The 20,918-nt window shown below is 59.8% G+C and carries 17 protein-coding genes and 1 pseudogene; 15 read left to right on the top strand and 3 right to left on the bottom strand.

Annotated elements, in window-relative coordinates; genetic code table 11:
* Positions 1-88 precede the first annotated feature (88 nt).
* Both AB7M26_RS03515 and AB7M26_RS03510 read right to left on the bottom strand, forming a co-directional pair.
* Positions 89-853 carry a methyl-accepting chemotaxis protein gene (locus tag AB7M26_RS03515; protein ID WP_370694726.1) on the bottom strand — a complete coding sequence of 255 codons (765 nt, stop codon included), beginning with the start codon at positions 851-853 and terminating at the stop codon, positions 89-91.
* A gap of 93 nt (positions 854-946) precedes the next feature.
* A pseudogene (locus AB7M26_RS03510) lies at positions 947-1,969 on the bottom strand (HAMP domain-containing protein); the annotation flags it as partial.
* Between the two features lie 292 nt (positions 1,970-2,261).
* On the opposite strand from AB7M26_RS03510, the gene AB7M26_RS03505 reads away from it, so the two are divergent.
* A complete protein-coding gene (locus AB7M26_RS03505) occupies positions 2,262-2,516 on the top strand; it encodes a hypothetical protein (protein WP_007907841.1) in 255 nt (84 codons plus the stop codon).
* Between the two features lie 33 nt (positions 2,517-2,549).
* Positions 2,550-3,119, top strand: coding sequence for a lipocalin family protein (locus tag AB7M26_RS03500; protein ID WP_008068806.1), 570 nt, complete (start codon positions 2,550-2,552; stop codon positions 3,117-3,119).
* A 115-nt stretch (positions 3,120-3,234) separates the two neighbouring features.
* Here AB7M26_RS03500 and AB7M26_RS03495 read toward each other — a convergent pair whose 3' ends face one another.
* Positions 3,235-4,599, bottom strand: a complete 1,365-nt coding sequence (locus tag AB7M26_RS03495) for a formimidoylglutamate deiminase (protein ID WP_123500007.1) — start codon at positions 4,597-4,599, stop codon at positions 3,235-3,237.
* Between the two features lie 200 nt (positions 4,600-4,799).
* Here AB7M26_RS03495 and hutC point away from each other — a divergent pair, with 200 nt between their 5' ends.
* The 13 genes from hutC (at position 4,800) to AB7M26_RS03430 (ending at position 20,811) form a co-directional block, all read left to right on the top strand.
* Positions 4,800-5,468: a histidine utilization repressor gene (gene hutC, locus AB7M26_RS03490; protein ID WP_232252242.1), complete on the top strand. Its 669-nt coding sequence runs from the start codon at positions 4,800-4,802 to the stop codon at positions 5,466-5,468.
* A 10-nt stretch (positions 5,469-5,478) separates the two neighbouring features.
* The gene (locus AB7M26_RS03485; protein WP_123500004.1) at positions 5,479-6,051 is read left to right on the top strand and encodes a HutD/Ves family protein; all 573 of its coding nucleotides are present in this window, start codon (positions 5,479-5,481) and stop codon (positions 6,049-6,051) included.
* A 500-nt stretch (positions 6,052-6,551) separates the two neighbouring features.
* The gene (gene hutU / locus AB7M26_RS03480; RefSeq protein WP_038978575.1) at positions 6,552-8,240 is read left to right on the top strand and encodes a urocanate hydratase; all 1,689 of its coding nucleotides are present in this window, start codon (positions 6,552-6,554) and stop codon (positions 8,238-8,240) included.
* A 152-nt stretch (positions 8,241-8,392) separates the two neighbouring features.
* Positions 8,393-9,865 (top strand): purine-cytosine permease family protein, encoded by a 1,473-nt coding sequence (locus AB7M26_RS03475; RefSeq protein ID WP_123500002.1) that lies wholly within the window; start codon positions 8,393-8,395, stop codon positions 9,863-9,865.
* Between the two features lie 68 nt (positions 9,866-9,933).
* Positions 9,934-10,902 (top strand): ABC transporter substrate-binding protein, encoded by a 969-nt coding sequence (locus AB7M26_RS03470; RefSeq protein ID WP_123500000.1) that lies wholly within the window; start codon positions 9,934-9,936, stop codon positions 10,900-10,902.
* A 71-nt stretch (positions 10,903-10,973) separates the two neighbouring features.
* The gene (locus tag AB7M26_RS03465; RefSeq protein WP_123499998.1) at positions 10,974-11,825 is read left to right on the top strand and encodes an ABC transporter permease; all 852 of its coding nucleotides are present in this window, start codon (positions 10,974-10,976) and stop codon (positions 11,823-11,825) included.
* Positions 11,822-12,652, top strand: a complete 831-nt coding sequence (locus AB7M26_RS03460; protein ID WP_007907824.1) for a quaternary amine ABC transporter ATP-binding protein — start codon at positions 11,822-11,824, stop codon at positions 12,650-12,652. Before AB7M26_RS03465 ends, AB7M26_RS03460 begins: the two co-directional genes overlap by 4 nt.
* A 169-nt stretch (positions 12,653-12,821) precedes the next feature.
* On the top strand, positions 12,822-14,345 hold the full coding sequence (gene hutH, locus AB7M26_RS03455; RefSeq protein WP_123499996.1) for a histidine ammonia-lyase: 1,524 nt from the start codon (positions 12,822-12,824) through the stop codon (positions 14,343-14,345).
* A 117-nt stretch (positions 14,346-14,462) separates the two neighbouring features.
* On the top strand, positions 14,463-15,995 hold the full coding sequence (gene hutH, locus AB7M26_RS03450; protein ID WP_123499994.1) for a histidine ammonia-lyase: 1,533 nt from the start codon (positions 14,463-14,465) through the stop codon (positions 15,993-15,995).
* A 110-nt stretch (positions 15,996-16,105) separates the two neighbouring features.
* Positions 16,106-17,515, top strand: coding sequence for an amino acid permease (locus AB7M26_RS03445; RefSeq protein WP_429387921.1), 1,410 nt, complete (start codon positions 16,106-16,108; stop codon positions 17,513-17,515).
* Between the two features lie 17 nt (positions 17,516-17,532).
* Complete coding sequence (hutI, locus tag AB7M26_RS03440) at positions 17,533-18,738, top strand: imidazolonepropionase (RefSeq protein WP_123499990.1); 1,206 nt, start codon at positions 17,533-17,535, stop codon at positions 18,736-18,738.
* A 10-nt stretch (positions 18,739-18,748) separates the two neighbouring features.
* Positions 18,749-19,552: an N-formylglutamate deformylase gene (gene hutG / locus AB7M26_RS03435; RefSeq protein ID WP_123499988.1), complete on the top strand. Its 804-nt coding sequence runs from the start codon at positions 18,749-18,751 to the stop codon at positions 19,550-19,552.
* 311 nt (positions 19,553-19,863) lie between these two features.
* On the top strand, positions 19,864-20,811 hold the full coding sequence (locus AB7M26_RS03430; RefSeq protein WP_123499986.1) for a choline ABC transporter substrate-binding protein: 948 nt from the start codon (positions 19,864-19,866) through the stop codon (positions 20,809-20,811).
* The last annotated feature ends 107 nt before the right edge of the window (positions 20,812-20,918 follow it).

The raw sequence follows: 20,918 nt of genomic DNA, 5'->3' as shown, positions 1-20,918 counted from the left end.
ACAGTGATCTCTGTCGTACACAAAATTTGTGTCCACCGAAGATTATTGTGGGAGCGGGCTTGCCCGCGATGAGGCCGGTGAGAGCGCCTTAGATCCTGAAACTACCCACCAACTGCTTCAACCGCGCCGCCTGCTGCTCAAGGTCAGCACACGCACGCAACGTCGACTGCAAATTCTCCACACCTTCCTGGTTCAGCGTGTTGATCTCGGTGATGTCGACGTTGATCGACTCGACCACAGCAGTTTGCTCCTCGGTCGCGGTCGCCACGGACTGGTTCATGCCGTCGATCTCACCGATGCGCTGCGTCACGCTGCCCAGGCGCTCGCCAGCCTGGTTGGCGATGCCGACGCTGCTTTCGCTCTGGCGCTGGCTGTCGGTCATGGTGCTGACCGCTTCACGGGCGCCGACTTGCAGTTCTTCGATCATCTTCTGCACTTGCTGCGCCGAATCCTGAGTGCGGTGGGCGAGGTTGCGCACCTCATCGGCAACCACGGCAAAACCACGGCCGGCTTCACCGGCACGGGCCGCTTCGATGGCCGCGTTGAGCGCCAGCAGGTTGGTTTGCTGCGAGATGCTGGTGATCACTTCCAGAATCTGGCCGATGTTCACCGTGTTGCTGTTCAGGGTTTCGATGTTGCCGCAGGAATCACTGATTTTTGCCGATAGCTGCTGCATGGCGGCGATGGTTTTATCCACCACTTGCTGACCGTCTTCGGCCAAGGCACGGGCGTCGCTCGAATGTTGCGAGGCGAGGGCGGCGTTCTGGGCGATTTCCTGGGCGGCGGCGCCCAATTCGTTGATTGCTGCAGCCACGCTGCTGGTGCGTGAGGCCTGCTGATCGGAGTTGAACATCGACGAGTTAGAAGCCGCGACAACCCGTAAGGCGACTTCGTTCACCTGGCCGGTGGCCGAGGACACTTCACGGATCGAGGTATGAATACGTTCCACAAAGCGATTGAACGAAATACCCAGCGCGCCGAATTCATCCTGGCCGTGAATAGTCAGGCGTTTGGTCAGGTCGCCTTCGCCCTCGGCGATGTCATGCATGGCGCGGCCCATGGTCAGCAGCGGTTGCATCAGCACACGGATCAACATGCTCAGCAGCGCGATGATGATCACCACGGCGATGACCATGGCGATGATCGCCGAGGTGCGGAATTCGCTGAGCATCGAGAACGCGGTGTCTTTATCCAGCACCAGCGCCACGTACCAGTCTGCAGACGGCACGCCGTTGACGTGAGTGAAGGAGATGAACCGGGTTTTGCCGTCCAGTTCGACTTCCTTCAGGCCCGGGCTGATTTTCGGCGCCCCGTTGGGGTAAGCGTCAGCCAGGTTCTTGAGCACCAGTTTGCTGTCCGGGTGGATCAGGATCTTGCCGTCGGCGCTGACGATAAATGCATGGCCATGACCGCCGAAGTTCAGCGAGTTGATGATTGCGCTGACGCTGGACAGATCAATGTCTGCACCGGCGACGCCAATCATTTGATTCTGGTGCTTCACCGGCGTGGCAACGGTAATCACCAGTTTGCCCGACGATGCCGCAATGTAGGGTTCGGTGACGATGGTCTGTTGCGCGTTGTTGGCCGCCTTGTACCAACCACGGGCGCGCGGGTCGTAGTCCGCGGCGCGATTGCCGGCCGGGACCGAGAACATCACGCCATCGGTGCCGCCGAAGTAGCTCAGCTGAAAGTTGCCGGTGTAGGCCGGCAGATCGATGGCGCGCTTGAGATTGGCCTGGGCGCTGCCGTCCACGGCGATTTGCTGGGACAGCGATTGCAGCAATTGAATGCGGCTTTCCAGCCAGGTCTGAATGTTGCTGGTGGTCAGGCTGCCGAGTTCCTGCATCGAGGACTCGGTATTGCTGAGCAGGGTCTGCCGCTGGCGGTAGTCGTTGAACAGGATGAAACAGGCGAATGCAACGGCCACCACAAGGGCGGCCGCCAGCAGGATTTTGTGGCTGAATTTCATGTTTCTGGTCATTAAATGAGCTACCGCGAAGGGCTGGTCAACAAGGGGTGTCAATTTGCCACAGTGGAAGGCTTTACACTGCTTCTATGTCGACTGGCCGGCGCCAAAGATTAGGCGGCCTGCGGGAAAACCGACGAAATACTCAGCGGCGATAAAAAAGTGGCTGATTTATCGTAAAGGGCAGACGGATGGCCGAACAAATAGCCGCAGGGTCAGGGAACCAGACAAGGGTTTTCTCTTCTAAGCTTCAGCTTGGCAGCCATGCCATTCCCTACGCCCCAGGAGTTACACCATGTCGCTGCGATCTATCGCCTTGCTCTCGTTCTGCGTGTTGTTGGCAGCGTGCGGCAAGATCAATCAGGAAAATTATTCGAAGCTGTCGACCGGCATGCCCAAGGCCGAGGTTGAAACCTTGCTGGGCAAACCGACCGATTGCTCCGGCGCACTCGGCATGTCCAGTTGCACCTGGGGTGACAAAAACAGCTTTATCAGCGTGCAGTATGCCGGTGACAAAGTGCTGATGTTTTCTGGCCAAGGCCTGAAGTAAACCGGGGCTATTCGCCCACGGGAGAAAAAAATAATGAAGCGGTTACTGATCGTACTTTTTGCCGGCCTGGTATTGGCCGGCTGCGCCACTTCTGGCGTAGATCCGTTGGCACCCAAGACCGTCAACACGGTCAACCTCAAGCGCTACCAGGGAACCTGGTACGAACTGGCGCGTCTGCCGGTGTATTTTCAGCGCAACTGCGCACAATCCGAGGCCCATTACAGTCTCAAGCCTGAAGGTGACATGGCGGTGCTGAACCGCTGCCTGACGTCGGACTGGCAATGGGAAGAGGCCAAAGGCACGGCTTATCCCCAGGTACCCGGCAAGGCCGACAAGCTGTGGGTCGAGTTCGATACCTGGTTCTCGCGACTGATCCCGGGTGTGGCGAAGGGAGAATACTGGGTGTTGTACGTCAGCGATGATTACAAGACCGCGATTGTCGGCGACCCGAGCCGCCGTCACCTCTGGCTGCTGTCACGCACCCCGACGGTCAATGGCGTGGTGCGGGAAGAGCTGCTGAGCAAGGCGCGTCAGCAGGGTTATGACACGACGCGACTGATCTGGCGCGCGTCGGATAGCAAGATGGCCAAGACTTCCAACTGATTACGCATAACTCTGTGGGAGCGAGCCTGCTCGCGATAGCGGACCTTCAGTCAACTTCATTGTTGAATCTGATGGCCCCATCGCGAGCAGGCTCGCTCCCACATTGTTTTTGGTGTTAGCCCAGAAGTTCGCGCAGCACCTGGGTAAACGCCCGATTACTCTCTTCTTCCCCGGCATGCCGCCCGTCACGCACAACCCACTGGCCGTTGACCAGCACATCCCGCACCTGACGGTCACCACCGGCAAACAGCCAACGATTGAGAATCCCGTCGCCACTGGCCGTCGCCAGATACGGATCGTTGCCATCCAGCACCAGCCAATCCGCACGCTTGCCCACTTCCAGGGCGCCAATCGGCTGCCCCAGCGCCTGGACACCGCCATCCAGCGCGGCGTCGTACAGTGTGCGGCCGACCATCGGCTGATCCGCGCCATACAAACGATTTCGCCGCTGATCGCGCAGACGCTGGCCGTATTCCAGCCAGCGCAATTCTTCCACCACGCTCAATGACACATGGCTGTCGGAACCGATGCCCATGCGCCCGCCCTGTGCCAGCAAGTCTACTGCCGGAAAAATCCCGTCGCCGAGGTTGGCTTCGGTGGTCAGGCATAGACCCGCGATGGCGCGGCTCTTGGCCATGAGGGTGACTTCTTCCGGGTTGGCGTGGGTCGCGTGGACCAGGCACCAGCGCTGATCGACGTCGGTGTTTTCGTACAGCCATTGCAGTGGACGGCGACCGCTCCAGCCCAGGCAGTCATCGACTTCCTTCTGTTGTTCGGCAATGTGAATGTGTACCGGACACTGCTTGTCGCTGGCCGCCAGCACTTCGCTGATCTGCTGCGGGGTGACCGCGCGCAACGAGTGGAAACACAAACCCAGGGCCTGCGCCGGTTGCTGCGCCAGGATCGGCTGCAAGCGCGACTGGAGTTTGAGGTAGTTTTCGGTGCTGTTGATAAAGCGGCGCTGACCTTCGTTCGGGGCCTGGCCACCAAAACCGGAGTGGCTGTAGAGCACTGGCAGCAGGGTCAAGCCGATACCGGCGGAGCTGGCGGCCTGGCTGATGCGCAACGCCAGTTCGGCCGGGTCTGCGTACGGTTGGCCGCTCGTATCGTGGTGTACATAATGAAATTCCGCGACCGAGGTGTAACCGGCCTTGAGCATTTCGATGTACAGCTGACGGGCGATGACGCCGAGTTGGTCCGGGCTGATTTTTCCGACGAGCCGGTACATCAAATCGCGCCAGGTCCAGAAACTGTCATTCGGATTACCCGCCACTTCCGCCAGCCCGGCCATGGCGCGCTGGAAGGCGTGGGAGTGTAAATTCGGCATCCCCGGCAGTAGCGGACCGCTCAGCCGTTCGGCGTCATCTGCGTGAGAATCGGCCTGGATATGGGTCAGCACGCCATCGGCGCTGACCTCAAGACGTACATTGTTGGCCCATCCACTAGGCAGCAGCGCGCGTTCGGCAAAGAAGGCGGACATGGTTCAGCACCCCATCGTGTGTTATTTGTATATACATATACAGACGTTTGCCTGCTCGGTAAACTCCGGCAAGCTAGCAACCTCTAACAGATGAACAAGGATTAACCGTGCCGACTCCCTCTGCCACATTGCCGCCGAATGCCAATCTGAGCGCCAATCTGGGCGACAGTCCGGCGCCCTTGTACGCCCGCGTCAAACAGATGATCACCCAGCAGATCGACAGTGGAAACTGGCCGCCGCATTACCGCGTTCCGTCGGAAAGCGAGTTGGTCAGCCAGCTGGGTTTCAGCCGCATGACCATCAACCGCGCCCTGCGCGAGATGACCGCCGATGGCCTGTTGGTGCGTATGCAAGGCGTCGGAACGTTCGTCGCCGAACCGAAAAGCCAGTCCGCCCTGTTTGAAGTGCACAACATCGCCGACGAAATTGCCTCCCGTGGCCATCGCCATACATGCAAGGTGATCACCCTCGAAGAAGAGGCCGCCGGTTCCGAGCGGGCCCTGGCGCTGGACATGCGCGAAGGGCAGAAAGTGTTTCACTCGCTGATCGTGCATTTCGAAAACGATATTCCGGTGCAAATCGAAGACCGTTTCGTCAACGCGCTGGTGGCGCCGGAGTACCTCAAGCAAGACTTCACCCTGCAAACGCCTTACGCCTATCTGAATCAGGTTGCGCCGCTGACCGAAGGCGAGCACGTGGTCGAAGCGATTCTTGCCGAGCCGTCTGAATGCAAATTGCTGCAGATTGAAAAGGGCGAGCCGTGCCTGCTGATTCGTCGCCGCACCTGGTCCGGCCGTCAGCCAGTGACCGCCGCCCGTTTGATCCACCCCGGTTCCCGTCATCGTCTGGAAGGACGGTTCCATAAATAAAGAGCCATAAATGAGCCAGTTGAAAGTTTTACGCGCAGCAGACTACCCGCGCATGCCGTGGAAAAACGGCGGCGGCAGCACTGAAGAAATCACCCGTGATGGAGGTGCCGGCCTTGAGGGTTTCGGCTGGCGGCTGTCCATTGCCGACATAGGCGAGTCGGGCGGGTTTTCCACCTTTGCCGGCTATGAGCGGGTGATCACCGTGCTGCAAGGCGAGGGCATGACCTTGCGCGTCGACGGCCAGGACACGCGGCCGTTGTTACCGCTGGACCCGTTTGCTTTCAGTGGCGAGAGTCATGTGTCCTGTACATTGCTCGGCGGGCCGATCCGCGACTTCAACCTGATTTATGCACCGCAGCGTTATAGCGCGCGGTTGCAGTGGCTGGAGGGTGAGCAGCGGTTTTTCAGTTCGGCCGGCACCGTGCTGGTGTTCAGCGTGGCTGAACAGCTTGAAGTGACGGTGGGTAACAACGCCTCTCAGTTAGGGCGCCATGATTGCCTGCAACTGGACGGTAACGTTGGCCTGCTGGATATCTCCATCAAGGGCCAGTGCTGTGTGATCGAGCTGATCGCGCGCGGTTAACTGTGGCGAGGGAGCTTGCTCCCGCTCGGCTGCGCAGCAGTCGTCAATGCAGTATCCCGGTTCTTCTGACACACCACTTGCTCCGATTTTTGGGTCTGCTTCGCAGCCCAGCGGGAGCAAGCTCCCTCGCCACAAAAACAGTAGCCCACGCCGTTTCCCATTGCGCACCACTTTGTTACCGAACGCCCCAGCTTGGCGCAAAACCACGCTCAAGTAACAGCTGCCACGCCCTTCGCAAAATCCCCCAGAAAAATTTCATCTTCGCCAGAACCCTTGACTCAGGCGCTCTCCAGCCATTTTCAAAACTTTTCTTGAACACCCATCCAGCAAGTTGGCCGCTTGATTGCATATGCTTGTATGTACAAGTAAAGACGTATGCGTATGAGTCGATTCGAGACTCCTCGCAACGTCCACTGATTCGCTTGTGTCGCGTTGACGCGCACAGGCTGGCTTGCCCACCGCCAGGGTTGGTTTGGATTGATCGCTGAGGAGTCTTTTTCGTGACTGACAATACCCAGAAACCTACTAAATACCGCAATGTAGAAATCCGTGCCGCACGCGGTAACAAGCTGACCGCCAAAAGCTGGCTGACTGAAGCGCCGCTGCGCATGCTGATGAACAACCTCGACCCGGAAGTCGCCGAGAACCCTAAAGAACTGGTGGTTTACGGTGGCATCGGTCGTGCGGCACGTAATTGGGAATGCTACGACAAGATCGTCGAAAGCCTGACCAACCTGAACGACGACGAGACCCTGCTGGTGCAATCCGGCAAGCCGGTCGGCGTGTTCAAGACCCACAGCAACGCCCCGCGTGTGCTGATCGCCAACTCCAACCTGGTGCCACACTGGGCGAGCTGGGAACACTTCAACGAACTCGACGCCAAAGGCCTGGCCATGTACGGCCAGATGACCGCTGGCAGTTGGATCTACATCGGCAGCCAGGGCATCGTTCAGGGCACCTACGAAACCTTCGTCGAAGCCGGTCGCCAACACTACAACGATGACCTGAAAGGTCGTTGGGTCCTGACCGCAGGCCTCGGCGGCATGGGCGGCGCTCAGCCTCTGGCTGCAACACTGGCCGGTGCTTGCTCGCTGAACATCGAATGCCAGCAGGTCAGCATCGATTTCCGCCTGAACAGCCGTTATGTCGATGAGCAAGCCACCGACCTCGACGACGCGCTGGCCCGCATCGCCAAATACACCAAGGAAGGCAAAGCGATTTCCATCGCTCTGCTGGGCAACGCGGCTGAAATCCTGCCGGAACTGGTCAAGCGTGGCGTGCGCCCGGACATGGTCACCGACCAGACCAGCGCCCACGACCCACTCAACGGCTACCTGCCAGCCGGCTGGACCTGGGAAGAGTACCGCGCTCGCGCCAAGACCGAGCCGGCTGCCGTGGTCAAAGCCGCCAAGCAGTCCATGGCCGTGCACGTTAAAGCGATGCTCGAATTCCAGAAAATGGGTATTCCGACCTTCGACTACGGCAACAACATCCGTCAGATGGCACAAGAAGAAGGCGTTGAAAACGCGTTCGACTTCCCAGGCTTCGTACCGGCTTACATCCGTCCGCTGTTCTGCCGCGGCATCGGCCCATTCCGTTGGGCTGCGCTGTCGGGCGATCCGCAGGACATCTACAAGACCGACGCCAAAGTAAAAGAACTGATCCCGGACGACGCCCACCTGCACAACTGGCTGGACATGGCCCGCGAGCGCATCAGCTTCCAGGGTCTGCCGGCACGTATCTGCTGGGTTGGCCTGGGCCTGCGCGCCAAGCTGGGTCTGGCTTTCAACGAAATGGTGCGCAGTGGTGAATTGTCCGCGCCAATCGTGATCGGTCGCGATCACCTGGACTCCGGCTCTGTTGCCAGCCCGAACCGCGAAACCGAATCGATGCAGGACGGTTCCGACGCTGTGTCCGACTGGCCACTGCTCAACGCTCTGCTCAACACCGCGAGCGGCGCGACCTGGGTTTCCCTGCATCACGGCGGCGGCGTCGGCATGGGCTTCTCCCAGCACTCGGGCATGGTGATTGTCTGCGACGGTACGGACGAAGCGGCCGAGCGTATCGCTCGCGTACTGCATAACGACCCGGCTACCGGTGTCATGCGTCACGCCGATGCGGGTTACCAGATCGCAATCGACTGTGCCAAGGAGCAGGGTCTGAACCTGCCGATGATTACCGGTAAATAACCCAAATCCCTGTGGGAGCTGGCTTGCCAGCGATAGCGGCGGCAATGCTGGAATTGATGTTGAAGGTGCCGACGTCATCGCGGGCAAGCCCGCTCCCACAGGGTTCAGGTAAACCGGATAGAACAATTAAAACAATCCACAGAGGTTGAATCATGGCTGTTAATGACGATCGTGCAGGCAGTAAACCGTTGATCGAGAAACGTTCGATCGACTACATCCCGGAAGCGGAGAGACACGGTCGTCTGTTGAGCCAGTTCACTCTGTGGATGGGTGCCAACCTGCAAATCACCGCAATTGTGACCGGGGCCCTGGCCGTGGTGCTGGGCGGTGATGTGTTTTGGTCGTTGATTGGTCTGTTGATCGGTCAGCTGCTCGGCGGTGGCGTAATGGCGCTGCATGCGGCGCAAGGGCCCAAGCTTGGCCTGCCGCAGATGATCTCCAGCCGGGTACAGTTCGGCGTGTATGGTGCGGCCATCCCGATCGTGCTGGTGTGCCTGATGTACTTGGGCTTCACCGCAACGGGCACCGTGCTTTCCGGCCAGGCGCTGGGCCAGTTGTTTGGCGTCAGCGACAGCGTCGGGATCCTCATCTTCGCCAGTGTCATCGTGCTGGTCACGGTGCTCGGTTATCGGGTGATCCATTTCATCGGCCGTGTCGCCAGCGTCATTGGCGTGATTGCCTTCGTTTACCTGTTCAGTCGCCTGATGAGCCAGACTGACGTTGGCGCACTCCTGCAAATCCGCCATTTCAGCTGGAGCAGCTTCCTGCTCGCGGTGTCGCTCGCGGCGTCCTGGCAGATTGCCTTCGGCCCTTACGTGGCTGACTACTCACGCTACCTGCCGAGCAGCACGTCTTCGGTGAAAACCTTTTTCGCCGCTGGCGCCGGTTCGGTCATTGGCGCACAGGTGGCGATGATCCTCGGTGTGTTTGCCGCCGCCATGGCCAACGGGCAATTCGCCGGCCACGAAGTGGCTTACATCGTTGGCTTGAGCGGCAGCGGTGCCACTGCTGCGCTGCTGTACTTCAGCATCGCGTTCGGCAAGGTCACCATTTCAACGCTGAACTCCTACGGCAGCTTCATGTGCATTGCGACCATCATCAGCGGTTTCCGTGGAGACCTGCGGGTAACGCGCTTACAGCGTCTGGTCTTCGTGCTGGTCATCGTTGGCACTGCGACCCTGATCGCGTTGCTCGGTCAGCACTCGTTCCTCGGTGCGTTCAAGTCCTTCATCCTGTTCTTGCTGGCCTTTTTCACGCCATGGAGCGCGATCAACCTGGTGGACTACTACTGCATCACTCGCGAGCGCTATGACGTGCCGGCGCTGGGCGATCCGAACGGTCGCTATGGCCGTTGGAACCCCCTCGGTATCAGCGTCTATGTCTTCGGTGTGCTGGTGCAACTGCCGTTCATCGCTACCAAGTTCTATACCGGTCCGCTGGTGGACGCTCTGGGCGGTGTGGATATTTCCTGGATCATCGGTCTGGTGCTTCCCGCAGGCCTGTATTACGTGTGCGCGAAAAAATGGCACAGCGCAGTACCCGATCACCTGATTCTGCCGGTCGAGCAGGACAGCGATGTACAACCTGAAACAAGCGGGGCCGGTCGCGCTGCTGCGCAGGCCTGACTGGACGTGGACAGGGCTGGATGCCTCTTGACTGCCGTAAGCCAACTCATGATTAGGAGCGTCAAACAATGAAATCGAACAAGACCCTGCTGACCACATTGCTTTCCATGGGCCTGCTGGCCAGTGCTGGCGCCACCCAGGCGGCTGGCTGGTGCGAATCGGGCAAACCGGTGAAATTCGCCGGCCTGAACTGGGAAAGCGGCATGCTGCTGACCGACGTGATGCAAATCGTGTTGGAGAAAGGCTACGACTGCAAGACCGACAGCCTGCCAGGCAACTCCATCACCATGGAAAACGCCCTGAGCAGCAACGACATTCAAGTGTTTGCCGAAGAGTGGGTCGGTCGTAGCGAAGTCTGGAACAAGGCCGAGAAGGCCGGCAAGGTTATCGGTGTCGGCGCTCCGGTCGTTGGCGCGATCGAAGGCTGGTACGTGCCGCGTTACGTGATCGAAGGCGACGCCAAGCGCAAGCTGGAGCCTAAAGCCCCGGACCTGAAAGCGATTGCCGATCTGGGTAAATACGCTGCCGTGTTCAAGGATCAGGAAGAGCCATCCAAGGGCCGTTTCTATAACTGCCCGGCCGGCTGGACCTGTGAGCTGGACAACAGCGAAATGCTCAAAAGCTATGGTCTGGAAAGCACCTACACCAACTTCCGCCCAGGCACCGGCCCGGCGCTGGATGCGGCAGTGCTATCGAGCTACAAGCGTGGCGAACCGATCCTGTTCTACTACTGGTCGCCAACCCCGCTGATGGGCCAGGTCGACCTGGTCAAACTCGAAGAAAAGCCAGGCGTGGACAAGAGCGTGACCATCAAGGTCGGCCTGTCCAAGACCTTCCACGAGCAAGCCCCGGAACTGGTGGCCGTGCTGGAAAAGGTCAACTTGCCAATCGACCTGCTGAATCAGAACCTCGGGCGCATGGCCAAAGAGCGGATCGAATCGCCAAAACTGGCCAAGATCTTCTTGAAGGAACATCCTGAAGTCTGGCACGCATGGGTGAGCGAAGACGCAGCCAAAAAGATCGACGCGGCCTTGTAGGTCGAGTGTCTCCGACTGTCGGTAACGGCAGTCGGATGCTTGATCGCAACCCCTTGATTGAGAGTCTTTTTATGTTTCCCGAAAGCTTTACCTTTTCCATCGCCGACTGGGTCAACAGTTGGGTCGATTCGCTGGTCACCAACTACGGCGATGTGTTTCGCAGCATCTCCGACACCCTGCTGTGGGCCATCGTCAATCTCGAAGGTCTGCTGCGTGCGGCGCCCTGGTGGCTGATGCTGGCGATTGTGGCGGGCGTTGCCTGGCACGCGACCCGTAAAATCGTGACCACGTCAGTCATCGTCGGTCTGCTGTTCCTGGTGGGTGCGGTCGGCCTCTGGGACAAGCTGATGCAGACCCTGGCATTGATGATGGTGGCGACGGTCATCTCGGTGCTGATCGGCATTCCGCTGGGTATTCTCTCGGCGCGCAGCAATCGCCTGCGTTCGGTGCTGATGCCGCTGCTGGACATCATGCAGACCATGCCGAGTTTCGTGTACCTGATCCCGGTATTGATGCTGTTTGGCCTGGGCAAGGTCCCGGCGATTTTCGCCACAGTGATCTACGCCGCGCCGCCGCTGATCCGCCTGACCGATCTGGGTATTCGTCAGGTCGACGGTGAAGTGATGGAAGCGATCAACGCCTTCGGCGCCAATCGCTGGCAGCAACTGTTTGGCGTGCAACTGCCGCTGGCCCTGCCGAGCATCATGGCCGGGATCAACCAGACCACCATGATGGCCCTGTCGATGGTAGTAATCGCCTCGATGATCGGTGCCCGTGGCTTGGGTGAAGATGTGTTGGTGGGGATTCAGACCCTCAACGTCGGACGTGGCCTTGAAGCCGGTCTGGCGATCGTGATTCTGGCAGTGGTCATCGACCGCATTACTCAGGCGTATGGTCGGCCACGGCATGAGGTGAGCAAATGAGCAACGAAGCCATCAGCAAGATTGAAGTCAAAAACGTCTTCAAGATTTTCGGCAACCGTTCCAAAGACGCGCTGGAAATGATTCGCCAGAAAAAGACCAAGGACCAGGTCTTGGCCGAAACCGGTTGTGTGGTCGGCGTGAACGACCTGTCGCTGAGCATCGGCACCGGCGAGATCTTCGTGATCATGGGCCTGTCGGGTTCCGGCAAGTCGACCCTGGTGCGCCACTTCAATCGCCTGATCGACCCTACCAGCGGCGCGATCCTGGTGGACGGCGTGGACATCCTGCAATACGACATGGAAGCCCTGCGCGAGTTTCGCCGGCACAAGATCAGCATGGTGTTCCAGAGCTTCGGCCTGCTGCCGCACAAGACCGTGCTGGATAACGTCGCCTACGGCTTGAAAGTGCGTGGCGAGAGCAAGCAGATGTGCGCCGAGCGCGCGCTGCACTGGATCAACACCGTGGGCCTGAAGGGCTACGAAAACAAATACCCGCATCAGCTGTCTGGCGGTATGCGCCAGCGTGTGGGCCTGGCGCGCGCCCTGGCGGCGGACACCGACATCATCTTGATGGACGAAGCCTTCAGCGCCCTCGACCCGCTGATCCGCGCCGAAATGCAGGATCAGTTGCTGGAACTGCAAAAGACCCTGCACAAGACCATCGTCTTCATCACCCACGACCTCGACGAGGCCGTGCGCATCGGCAACCGCATCGCGATCCTCAAGGATGGCCGCCTGATTCAGGTCGGCACGCCACGAGAGATCCTGCATTCGCCGGCGGATGAGTATGTGGACCGGTTCGTACAGCGGCGGGCTGCGGTGGTTTGAGAAATTTGCGGTGATCGGGCGGGCCTCATCGCGGGCAAGCCCGCTCCCACAGGGATTGGTTGTGTTGCACAAATTTTCTTCACACAACAGAACACTGTGGGAGCGGGCTTGCCCGCGAAGGCGTCGGTAAATCTGCATCAATATTCAGGTTGTACGCACGAGGTTAATGATGTCCCAGGCTGAAAAAATCGTTATCGCCGACGCCCCGTTGCGTTGGCAGGATGTGGTCGCAGTCGCTCGTCACGGCGCGCAGCTCGATCTGTCGCCCCAGATCTGGGCGCGGATCGAGAACGCCCAGGCGATCGTCCAGCGCATCGTCGCCAGCGGCGAGCGTGCCTACGGCGTCAACACCGGCCTGGGTGCCTTGTGCAACGTCTCGCTCAAAGGCGAACAACTCAGCCAACTGTCGCGCAACACCTTGCTCAGTCACGCCTGTGGCGTCGGCGCACCCTTGGCCGACGAACAGACCCGCGCAATCATCTGCGCCGCTATTCGCAACTATAGCCATGGCAAATCCGGCATTCATCGCCGGGTGGTCGAAGCCCTGTTGGCACTGCTCAATCGCGGCATCACCCCGCAAGTACCGTCCCAAGGTTCGGTGGGCTACCTGACCCACATGGCCCACATCGGAATCACGCTGCTGGGTGTCGGCAATGTCAGCTATCGCGGGCAGATCGTTTCCGCGCAGCAGGCCTTGAGCGAGGAAGGTCTGCAACCGGTTCAGCTCGGCGCCAAAGATGGTTTGTGCCTGGTCAACGGCACGCCATGCATGACCGGTCTCAGCTGTCTGGCAATTGCCGATGCGACGCGTCTGGTGCAGTGGGCCGATGTGATCGGTGCCATGAGCTTCGAAGCTCAGCGTGGCCAGATTGCCGCGTTCGACGCCGAGATCATCGCGCTCAAGCCTCACCCGGGCATGCAGCAAGTCGGCATCAATTTACGGACGCTGCTCGATGGCAGTGAAGTGATTGCCAGCAGCAAGGGCATTCGTACTCAAGATGCGCTGAGCATCCGCTCGATCCCGCAAGTCCACGGCGCCGCTCGCGATCAACTTGAGCACGCGAAAAAGCAGATCGAAACCGAACTCAACTCTGTCACCGACAACCCGATGCTGCTGGGCACGCCGGACAACTTCCGGGTGATGTCCCAAGCCAACCCGCACGGTCAGTCAGTGGCATTGGCGGCGGATTTGCTGGCGATCGCCATGGCCGAAATCGGCTCCATCGCCGAGCGTCGGCTGGACCGCTTGATCAACCCGCACGTTAGCGGTCTGCCGGCGTTTCTGGTGGCCAATCCCGGGGTGAATTCCGGGATGATGATCGTCCAGTACGTTGCCGCGTCCCTGTGTGCGGAAAATCGCCAGTTGGCGCAACCGGCGGTGCTCGACAACTACGTTACCTCGGGCTTGCAGGAAGACCACTTGAGCATGGGCACCAACGCGGCGCTGAAGCTGCATCGCGCGTTGGAAAACTGCACGCAGATCCTCGCCATTGAATATTTGCTGGCATCCCAGGCTTTTGAATTCTTGAAAGAGCAACGTTTTGGTACTGGCACCGATACCGCATGGCGCCTGCTGCGTGAGCGGGTTTCGGCCTACGACCAGGACCGCTGGCTGGCACCGGACATTGCTGCCGCTGCCGGTGTTTTGAAAGACCCGATTTTGTTGCACAAGGCGTTACCCAACCTGAACTGAAATCCACAACACCAGCGTGCCAAGGCGCCAGCCCCTCTCAAAAAGTCGGGAAGCGACGGACAACGGAAATTTCCGGAGCGTCTGGTTAGTTAATAAAACTCTCAAAAGGAGAATGATGTGACTGCGCTTAATTTGATTCCCGGCCAACTGAGCCTTGCCCAACTGCGTGATGTTTATCAGCACCCGGTCAAAATCACCCTCGACAACAGTGCCTCGGCCCAGATCGAAGCCAGCGTTGCCTGCGTGGAACAGATCCTCGCCGAGAACCGCACCGCTTATGGCATCAACACCGGTTTCGGCCTGCTGGCTTCGACCCGTATCGCCAGCGAAGACCTGGAAAACCTCCAGCGCTCGCTCGTTTTATCCCACGCCGCCGGTGTCGGCGAGCCGATCAGCGACGCGCTGGTTCGACTGGTCATGGTGCTCAAGGTCAACAGCCTGAGCCGTGGCTTCTCGGGTATCCGTCGCGTGGTAATCGATGCACTGATCGCCCTGATCAATGCCGAGGTTTACCCGCACATTCCATTGAAAGGTTCGGTCGGCGCCTCCGGTGACCTGGCGCCATTGGCCCACATGTCGCTGGTACTGCTGGGTGAAGGCAAGGCGCGCTACAAAGGCGAGTGGCTGCCCGCCACCGAAGCGCTGAAAGTTGCCGGTCTGACCCCGTTGACCCTGGCTGCCAAAGAAGGTCTGGCACTGCTCAACGGTACTCAAGTGTCCACCGCTTACGCTCTGCGTGGCTTGTTTGAAGGCGAAGATCTGTTCGCCGGTGCCGTGGCGCTGGGCGCCCTGACCGTCGAAGCGGTATTGGGCTCGCGCTCGCCGTTTGACGCACGCATTCATGCGGCTCGCGGTCAGAAAGGCCAGATCGACGCCGCTGCCGCTTATCGCGATCTGCTGGGCGAGCGCAGCGAAGTGTCCGACTCGCACCAGAACTGCGAAAAGGTTCAGGACCCGTATTCCCTGCGCTGCCAGCCGCAAGTCATGGGCGCCTGCCTGACCCAGTTCCGTCAGGCCGCCGAAGTGCTCGCTGTCGAAGCCAACGCTGTATCGGACAACCCGTTAGTGTTCGCCGCTGAAGGTGATGTGATCTCGGGCGGTAACTTCCACGCCGAGCCGGTGGCCATGGCCGCCGACAACATGGCCCTGGCCATCGCCGAAATCGGTTCCCTGAGCGAACGCCGCATCTCGCTGATGATGGACAAGCATATGTCGCAACTGCCGCCATTCCTGGTGGCCAATGGCGGCGTGAACTCCGGCTTCATGATCGCCCAGGTGACTGCGGCGGCATTGGCCAGCGAGAACAAGGCGCTGTCTCATCCGCATTCGGTGGACAGTCTGCCAACGTCGGCCAACCAGGAAGACCATGTGTCGATGGCCCCGGCTGCCGGCAAGCGTCTGTGGGAAATGGCGGAAAACACTCGCGGCGTTCTCGCGGTGGAATGGTTGGCGGCCTGCCAGGGTCTGGATCTGCGTGAGGGTCTGAAGACCTCGACGAAACTGGAAAAGGCTCGTGCCATTCTGCGTGCCGAAGTGCCGTTCTATGAGAAGGATCGGTTCTTTGCGCCGGACATCAATGCTGCTAGCGAGCTTCTGGCGACTCGTTGCCTGAACGAGCTGGTTTCGGCGAAGTTGTTGCCTAGCCTGTAATGGCCTCTTCGCGAGCAAGCCCGCTCCCACATTGGATTGCGCTGAACCTGTGGGAGCGAGCCTGCTCGCGATTCGATTTTGCGTCGGATAAGAATAATTAAGGACGAAAAATGCAACAGCCAACAAAAGGTTTGAAACGCGGGCTCTCTGCCCGACATATTCGCTTCATGGCGCTGGGGTCGGCGATCGGCACCGGGCTGTTCTACGGTTCTGCTTCGGCCATCCAAATGGCCGGGCCGGCGGTACTGCTCGCTTACCTGATCGGTGGCGCGGCGGTGTTCATGGTCATGCGCGCCCTCGGCGAGATGGCGGTGCACAACCCGGTGGCCGGCTCATTCGGCCAGTACGCCAGCACCTATCTTGGGCCGATGGCGGGCTTCATCCTCGGTTGGACCTACGCGTTTGAAATGGTCATCGTCGGCATGGCCGACGTCACCGCGTTCGGTATCTACATGGGCTTCTGGTTTCCGGAAGTCGATCGCTGGATCTGGGTCCTGGGCATCGTTTCGGTGGTCGGCGGCTTGAACCTGTGTAACGTCAAAGTCTTTGGCGAAATGGAGTTCTGGCTGTCGCTGCTCAAGGTCGCGGCCATCGTCGCGATGATCCTCGGTGGCTTCGGCATCATGCTGTTCGGCATCAGCACCGCGCCGGGCGCCCAGGCGACTGACATCAGCAATCTCTGGAGCCATGGCGGCTTCATGCCCAACGGCGTGGGTGGCCTGATCGCTTCGTTTGCCGTGGTGATGTTTGCGTTTGGCGGCATTGAAATCATCGGCGTAACGGCTGGTGAGGCCAAAGACCCACAGCGCGTGCTGCCTAGGGCGATCAATGCCGTACCGTTGCGTATTTTGTTGTTCTACGTGCTGACGATGCTGGTGCTGATGTCGATCTTTCCGTGGCAGCAGATCGGCAGCCAAGGCAGCCCATTCGTGCAGATTTTCGACAACCTGGGTATCAGCTCGGCGGCGACCATCCTCAATATCGTGGTGATCTCGGCGGCGGTGTCGGCCATCAACAGTGACATCTTCGGCGCGGGTCGCATGATGTATGGCCTGGCTCAGCAAGGGCATGCGCCCAAGGGCTTTGCCCGCTTGTCGCGCAATGGCGTGCCATGGATGACCGTGGTGGTGATGAGTGTCGCGTTGCTGTTGGGCGTGCTGCTGAATTACCTGATTCCGGAAAACGTTTTCCTGTTGATCGCGTCCATCGCAACCTTCGCCACGGTATGGGTCTGGGTGATGATTCTGTTCACCCAAGTGGCCATGCGTCGCTCCATGAGCGCGGAGCAGGTCGCCCAACTGAAATTCCCGGTGCCGTTCTGGCCCTATGCGCCGATGGCGGCGATTGCCTTCATGCTGTTCATCTTTGGCGTGCTGGGCTATTTCCCGGACACCCAGGCAGCGCTGATCGTCGGCGTGGTCTGGATCGTGTTGCTGGTGCTGGCCTACCTGACCTGGGTGAAACCGGCGGCGGGCCAGGCAGCATTGGTGGCACGGGACCCTGATTTTTCTCATCGATAACCTAACGGAGGCCACGGATGAAAACTCTCTGGCAACACTGCCACGTCGCAACCATGGCACAAGGCGCCTACTCGATCATCGAGGATGCGGCCATCGTGACGTCCGGTGCGCACATTGAGTGGATTGGTCCGCGCGGCGAACTGCCGTCGGGCGAGTACCCGGCCGTCAATGACCTCAACGGGGCCTGGGTCACTCCGGGCCTGATCGACTGCCACACTCACACGGTGTTCGGTGGCAACCGCAGCGGTGAATTCGAGCAGCGTCTGCAAGGCGTCAGCTATGCGGAAATTGCAGCGGCCGGCGGCGGTATCGCCAGCACCGTGCGCGCGACCCGAGCTGCCACTGAAGATGAACTGTTCGCCAGCGCCGCCAAGCGTCTGAAGAGCCTGATGCGCGATGGCGTCACCAGCATTGAAATCAAGTCCGGTTATGGCCTGGACCTGACCAACGAACGCAAGATGCTTCGGGTCGTTCGTCGTCTCGGCGCCGAGCTGCCAGTCAGCGTGCGCAGCACCTGCCTGGCCGCCCACGCTTTGCCGCCGGAATACACAGACCGCGCCGATGCTTTCATCGATCACATCTGCACTGAAATGCTCCCGGCCCTGGCGGCCGAAGGGCTGGTGGATGCGGTGGACGCATTCTGTGAATACCTGGGGTTTTCGCCGGAACAGGTCGAACGGGTTTTCGTCGCCGCGCAGAACCTCGGTTTGCCGGTGAAGCTGCATGCCGAGCAATTGTCGTCGCTGCACGGTTCGAGCCTGGCGGCGCGTTACCACGCATTATCCGCCGATCATCTGGAATTCATGACCGAAGACGACGCCATCGCCATGGCCAAGTCCGGCACGGTCGCGGTGTTGCTGCCCGGCGCGTTCTACTTCCTGCGGGAAACCCAATTGCCGCCGATGGAAGCCCTGCGCAAACACGGCGTAAAAATGGCCATCGCCAGCGATCTCAATCCTGGCACTTCGCCGGCGCTGTCGTTGCGCTTGATGTTGAACATGGCCTGCACCTGTTTGCGCATGACCCCGGAAGAGGCTCTGGCTGGCGCAACGATTCATGCCGCCGCCGCGCTGGGCATGGCCGAGACTCACGGTTCGCTGGAAGCCGGCAAAGTCGCAGACTTCGTCGCCTGGCAGATCGATCGACCGGCCGACCTGTCGTACTGGCTGGGCGGTGACCTGGAAAAACGCGTCGTGCGTCACGGCGTCGAAACAAGCGTTTAGGAGAGCAGTTGTGGATAAGGTTCTGAACTTCAAACAAGGCCGCGTGCCGCTGCTGATCAGCATGCCCCACGCCGGCCTGCGCCTGACCCCGGCGGTCGAAGCCGGGTTGATTCCCGACGCGAAAAGCCTGCCGGACACCGACTGGCACATCCCCAGGCTTTACGAATTCGCCGCCGAGCTGGGCGCCAGCACGCTGGCCGCCGAGTACTCGCGGTTTGTCATCGACCTGAACCGACCGTCCGACGACAAGCCTTTATATGTCGGCGCCACCACCGGCCTATACCCGGCGACGCTGTTCGACGGTATTCCGTTATTCCGCGAAGGGTTGGAGCCATCGGCCGCAGAGCGGGCGACTTATCTGGAACAGATCTGGACGCCGTACCACCGCACCTTGCAGGAGGAGCTGGCGCGACTGAAAGCCGAATTCGGCTACGCGCTGCTGTTCGATGCACACTCGATCCGCTCGATCATCCCGCACCTGTTCGACGGCAAACTGCCGGACTTCAACCTCGGCACCTTCAACGGCGCCAGTTGCGATCCACAATTGGCCAGCCAACTGGAGGCCATCTGCGCACGGCACGGTGATTACAGCCATGTGCTGAACGGTCGCTTCAAGGGCGGGCACATTACTCGGCACTACGGTAACCCGGCCGAGAACATCCATGCCGTGCAACTTGAGTTGGGCCAGTGCACGTACATGGAAGAGTTCGAGCCGTTCCGTTATCGCCCGGATTTGGCAGCGCCGACGCAAGTGGTGCTCAGGGAGTTGTTGCAAGGGTTGCTGGCTTGGGGCGAAAAGCACTACAGCGCATAACCCTGTGGCGAGCGGGCTTTTGTGGCGAGGGAGCTTGCTCCCGCTCGGCGGCGAAGCCGTCGTAAACCCGGCTGGTCGGGCGTATCTGATAAAACTCGGTTGAATGGTTTGGGGGCTGCTTCGCAACCCAGCGGGAGCAAGCTCCCTCGCCACAGATTGGTGTTCGCCTTGATAACGCATCAGGACAGTCGCCACCGTGCAAATCTCGGTCGCCACAGTTCACTTTTACCCTCTCGACGCTGCGTAATGTTCTGGGCACGGTGCACGAAGACACCGGCCCTCACAATAATCTGCCGCACGAGACTCTCCCGATGAAACGACTGTTCACCCGCTGTCTCTCAATCCTCTGCGGCACGGCTTTTCTGAGCACCAGCGTTCTGGCCAGTGACGAGCCATCCTGCAAAACCGTACGCATGGGCGTGGTCAACTGGACCGACGTGATCGCCACCAGCGGCATGGCTGACGTGTTGCTCAACGGCCTCGGCTACGAAAGCAAACAAACCAGCGCCGTGCAGCAAATCATCTTCGCCGGCATCCGCGACAAACGCCTCGATATCTTCCTCGGTTACTGGAAACCGGCGATGGACAAAAACATCGCGCCGTTTGTGGCTGCCAATCAAGTGAAGGTCATGGACAAACCGAGCCTCTCGGATGCCCAGGCGACGCTTGCCGTGCCTGACTATGTTGCGGCGGCGGGCCTGAAAACCTTCGCCGACATCGCCAGATTCAAGGATCAGCTCGGCGGCAAGATCTACGGCATCGAGCCGGGCAGCGGCGCGAACACCACGATCAAAACCATGATCGAGACCAATCACTTTGGCTTGAAGGACTTCAAACTGATCGAGTCCGGTGAGGCCGGGATGCTCGCCGCCGTGCAAAGGGCGGTCAATCGAAAGGAGTTCGTGGTGTTCGTCGGCTGGACCCCACATCCGATGAACATCAACATGAACGTCACCTACCTGACCGGCAGCGAAGACGTCTACGGGCCGAACGAGGGAGCGGCGACCGTTTCCACCGTGACTGCGCCGGACTATGCCGAGCGCTGTCCGAACGTGAACCGCTTGCTGGCAAACCTGACGTTCACCGCCGCTCAGGAAAGTCAGTTGATGGTGCCGATCATGGAGCGCAAGACGCCGCAGGATGTCGCCAGGCAATGGCTGCGTGATCATCCTGAAGATCTTCAGCGCTGGCTGGCAGGGGTCAGCAGTTTTGATGGCAAGGAGGGTGTGGCAACCGTTCAGGCCAGTTTGAAAAACTGACTGGTCGAGCGGGATCACTGTGGCGAGGGGGGCGCAGAACCTGTGGGAGCGTGGCTTGCCCGCGAAGAACGATGACGCGTAATACCTGAAAAACCGCGGTGCTTTCT

The organism is Pseudomonas sp. F-14 TE3482 (assembly GCF_053629455.1).
Note: the sequence above shows the minus strand (reverse complement) of the source record. Positions and strands in the feature narration are given on the sequence as shown.

Excerpts from the sequence above, each read along its gene's own strand:
- AB7M26_RS03515 (WP_370694726.1), bottom strand. The coding sequence starts at position 853 with ATGTTCAACTCCGATCAGCAGGCCTCACGCACCAGCAGCGTGGCTGCA.
- AB7M26_RS03505 (WP_007907841.1), top strand. The coding sequence starts at position 2,262 with ATGTCGCTGCGATCTATCGCCTTGCTCTCGTTCTGCGTGTTGTTGGCA.
- AB7M26_RS03500 (WP_008068806.1), top strand. The coding sequence starts at position 2,550 with ATGAAGCGGTTACTGATCGTACTTTTTGCCGGCCTGGTATTGGCCGGC.
- AB7M26_RS03495 (WP_123500007.1), bottom strand. The coding sequence starts at position 4,599 with ATGTCCGCCTTCTTTGCCGAACGCGCGCTGCTGCCTAGTGGATGGGCC.
- hutC (WP_232252242.1), top strand. The coding sequence starts at position 4,800 with ATGATCACCCAGCAGATCGACAGTGGAAACTGGCCGCCGCATTACCGC.
- AB7M26_RS03485 (WP_123500004.1), top strand. The coding sequence starts at position 5,479 with ATGAGCCAGTTGAAAGTTTTACGCGCAGCAGACTACCCGCGCATGCCG.
- AB7M26_RS03475 (WP_123500002.1), top strand. The coding sequence starts at position 8,393 with ATGGCTGTTAATGACGATCGTGCAGGCAGTAAACCGTTGATCGAGAAA.
- AB7M26_RS03470 (WP_123500000.1), top strand. The coding sequence starts at position 9,934 with ATGAAATCGAACAAGACCCTGCTGACCACATTGCTTTCCATGGGCCTG.
- AB7M26_RS03465 (WP_123499998.1), top strand. The coding sequence starts at position 10,974 with ATGTTTCCCGAAAGCTTTACCTTTTCCATCGCCGACTGGGTCAACAGT.
- AB7M26_RS03460 (WP_007907824.1), top strand. The coding sequence starts at position 11,822 with ATGAGCAACGAAGCCATCAGCAAGATTGAAGTCAAAAACGTCTTCAAG.
- hutH (WP_123499996.1), top strand. The coding sequence starts at position 12,822 with ATGTCCCAGGCTGAAAAAATCGTTATCGCCGACGCCCCGTTGCGTTGG.
- AB7M26_RS03445 (WP_429387921.1), top strand. The coding sequence starts at position 16,106 with ATGCAACAGCCAACAAAAGGTTTGAAACGCGGGCTCTCTGCCCGACAT.
- hutI (WP_123499990.1), top strand. The coding sequence starts at position 17,533 with ATGAAAACTCTCTGGCAACACTGCCACGTCGCAACCATGGCACAAGGC.
- AB7M26_RS03430 (WP_123499986.1), top strand. The coding sequence starts at position 19,864 with ATGAAACGACTGTTCACCCGCTGTCTCTCAATCCTCTGCGGCACGGCT.